General features: G+C 73.6%; 2 protein-coding genes. One reads left to right on the forward strand and one right to left on the reverse strand.

The annotated features are described in order from the left end of the window. Positions 1-92: 92 nt before the first annotated feature. On the reverse strand, positions 93-1,325 hold the full coding sequence (locus HGA02_RS14235; RefSeq protein WP_168679615.1) for an AI-2E family transporter: 1,233 nt from the start codon (positions 1,323-1,325) through the stop codon (positions 93-95). 155 nt (positions 1,326-1,480) lie between these two features. On the opposite strand from HGA02_RS14235, the gene HGA02_RS14240 reads away from it, so the two are divergent. After that, positions 1,481-2,872: a hypothetical protein gene (locus HGA02_RS14240; protein ID WP_168679617.1), complete on the forward strand. Its 1,392-nt coding sequence runs from the start codon at positions 1,481-1,483 to the stop codon at positions 2,870-2,872. Positions 2,873-3,148 lie beyond the last annotated feature (276 nt).

A 3,148-nucleotide genomic window follows, 5' to 3' on the forward strand; every position in this document is an offset into this window, starting at 1 on the left:
GTCGCGGGGTACCCCGCGGGCGGCGGCGCGGACCTCGAGGAGGACTACCTGCGGACCGCGCGGCGTGCGCGGGCGGTCGTCGAGCGGGTCTTCTACGGCTGACGCGCCGTGGTCCCGTCGGGGTCGCTCGTGCCGGCGCCGGGCGGGGCTGCCTCGGGCGGGGCGACCGTCGGCGTGACCGACGACGGCGAGTCCTCGTCGACGTCGTGCCATCCCCGCGCGCGCAGCGCCTGCGCGTCCTCCTCGAGGATCGCGGCGTCGACGAGCTCGTGCCGGCGGATGTAGGTCGAGGACACGGCCTGGATGGTCGCGGCGACGGGCAGCGCGAGGAACGCCCCGATGGGGCCGAACACGGCCCCGAACGCGATGACGGCGAGGAACGAGACCGCGGGGTTGAGCTCGAGCGACCGCGCGGACACCTTGGGGGAGAAGATCAGGTTCTCCACCTGCTGGTAGGCGATGATGAACGCCAGCACCGCGACGCCCTTGATGGGGTCGACGGCGAGCGCGACGGCGACGGGCAGGGCGCCGCCGATGTAGGTGCCCACGGTCGGGACGAACTGCGAGACCACGCCGGTGAACGCGGCGAGCGGCAGCGAGTACGGGATGCCGAGGATCAGCAGGAAGATCCACGTGAACACCGTGCAGAGCGCGGCGAGCACGATGCGCGAGTTGATGAAGTCGGCGACCTTCTCCTGCGAGACCTCCCAGAGCCGCAGGATCTCGCGCTGACGGTTCGGCGCGAAGAGCCGCAGGACGGCGGCGCGGAACTTCGGCCCCGCGCTGGCCATGTAGTAGACGACGAGCAGGATCGACGTCAGCGTGAACAGGCCGCCGACGATCGACGCGCCGACGCCGATGATGCCGGGCGCGAGCGACTGCCAGTTGTCGCCGACGTTGGCGATGACTTCGTCGGACTCGGGCAGCTCGACGCCGAACGACGTGTCGAGCCAGCTCTTGAGCTGCTCGTAGTAGCTCGGCAGCGACTCGACGAGCTCGACGACCTGCGCGACGAACAGCCCGCCGAACAGCGCGGCGATCACGAGGATCACGAGGATCCCGCCGACCATGACGATGCCGGTGGCGCGCGTCCGCCGGATGCGGTGCGCGACGAGCCACCGGATGAGCGGCTCCATCGCGAGGGACACGAACCACGAGATCACGACGATGGTGATGACGGACCCGAGCAGGGACAGCGCCCGCCACGTGAACAGGCCGAGGAACACGGCGACCGCGGCCATGAGCAGCGCACGCGGCAGCCACGCGGGCGGCTTGCGGGGGTCGCGGGCGACGGCGTCGTGAGCGGGGACGGGCGGTCTGGGCATCGGTCCCTCCGGGGACGACGTGCACGGGACGTGCGGCCGACGGTCGCGCGTGGAGCGCTCGGGGGGCACCGTACCGCGCCAGGGGTCGCGCGCTGACCTGCGACGCTGCCATGCTCAGGACCAGCGGGACGAATCGGGCATGTCGAGGAGGGGCGATGGCCGGTCAGGGTGTGCCGCAGGCCGCGGACGGGAACGGGACGGACGAGCTCACGGCGTTGCGGGCGCGGCTCGCCGCGCTCGAGGAGGAGAACGCCCGCCTCCGGGCCGCGCCACCGTCGTACCCGCCCGACGGGGCGCTCGCACCGGCCGCGCCGCCACGGCGGCGACGTCCCGGACGCGTGACCGCCTCGGTCGTGCTCGTGGTCGTCGCGGCGCTGCTCGCACCCGTCGCCGTCGTGGCGACGTGGGCCCGTGGGCTGGTGACCGACACCGACCGGTACCTCGCGACGGTCGCGCCGCTGGTCGACGAGCCGCAGATCCAGCAGGCGGTGACGAACCGGGTGACGGGGGCGATCGTCGACGCGATCGACCTGGACCAGCTGGCGGCGGACGCGACGTCGGCGGTCGCGGAGCTCGGTCTGCCACCGCGGCTCGCGACCGCGGTCGACTCGCTGCAGGGACCGCTGGTCAGCGCGGCGACGAACTTCGTGCACCAGGCCGTCGAGCGGCTCGTGACGTCGGACGCGTTCGACGCCGCGTGGACCGAGGCGAACCGCACGGCGCACGAGCAGCTGGTCGGCGTCATGCAGGGCGACCCGGACGCGATCGCGTCGATCGACGCGCAGGGCACGCTCACGGTGGACCTGACGACGGTGATCGAGGCCGTGAAGTCGGCGCTGTCCGAGCGCGGCTTCACGATCGTGGACCGGCTCCCGACGATCAACGCGAGCTTCCCGCTGGTGCAGAGCGCGGACCTGGTGCGGCTCCAGAACGCCTACGGGTGGCTGGACCTCCTCGGGACGTGGCTGCCGTGGATCGTCGTCCTGCTGCTCGCGGGCGGCGTGCTCCTCGCGCAGCACCGGTCGCGCGCGCTCGTCGTCGCCGGCCTCACGCTCGCGGGCGCGATGCTGCTGCTGGGCGTCGCGCTGACGATCGGCCGGTCCGTGTACGCGAACGCGCTGCCACCCGCGGTGCAGCGGCCCGACGCGGCGGTCGTCGTCTACGACCAGGTGGTGTCCCTGCTGCGGGTCGCGCTGCGGTCGGGGCTCGTGCTGGGTCTGGTCGTCGCCGTGGTCGCGTTCGTGTCGGGACGCAGCGCGGCGGCGGTGGGTCTGCGCTCGTCGTGGACCCGGTCGGTGGCGTGGCTGCGCGGCGCGGGGGAGCGGCGGGGCGTGACGACGGGCCCGGTGGGGGTGTGGCTCGACGAGCAGCGCACGTTCGTGCGCGTGGTCATCGCGTCGGGTGCGGCGCTGGCGATCGCGCTCGGCATGCCGCTGACGCCCGGGTACGTGCTCGGCGTCGCGATCGTGGCGGTCGTCCTGCTCGCGCTGACGACGGTCCTCGCGCGCCCGCGGGCCCCCGAGGTGCCCGCGCGCGCCGACGTGTGACGAGCGCGACGTCCGACTCGCCCGCTGCGAGTCTTTCGTCCCATGAATCTGGCAAGCGTTGTCCGTAGGGTGGAAGCGTTCCCATCCACGGAAGGACCCCGCAGTGAACCTCACCTTCCTCGCCGCCGTCGGCGCCGGTCTGACCGGTCACCCCACCGCCGGGCTCGTCGCGCTCCAGGCCGCCACGAACGGCGACCTCGCCGCACGGGGCCGCACCCGCGCGTCGCGACGCGGCCTGTCCTGGCGCCGTCGCGCGACCGCCGCCGCGCCCGCACC

This window comes from Cellulomonas septica, from assembly GCF_012396155.1.
Classification (GTDB): Bacteria; Actinomycetota; Actinomycetes; order Actinomycetales; family Cellulomonadaceae; genus Cellulomonas; species Cellulomonas septica.

Excerpts from the sequence above, each read along its gene's own strand:
- HGA02_RS14235 (WP_168679615.1), bottom strand. The coding sequence starts at position 1,325 with ATGCCCAGACCGCCCGTCCCCGCTCACGACGCCGTCGCCCGCGACCCC.
- HGA02_RS14240 (WP_168679617.1), top strand. The coding sequence starts at position 1,481 with ATGGCCGGTCAGGGTGTGCCGCAGGCCGCGGACGGGAACGGGACGGAC.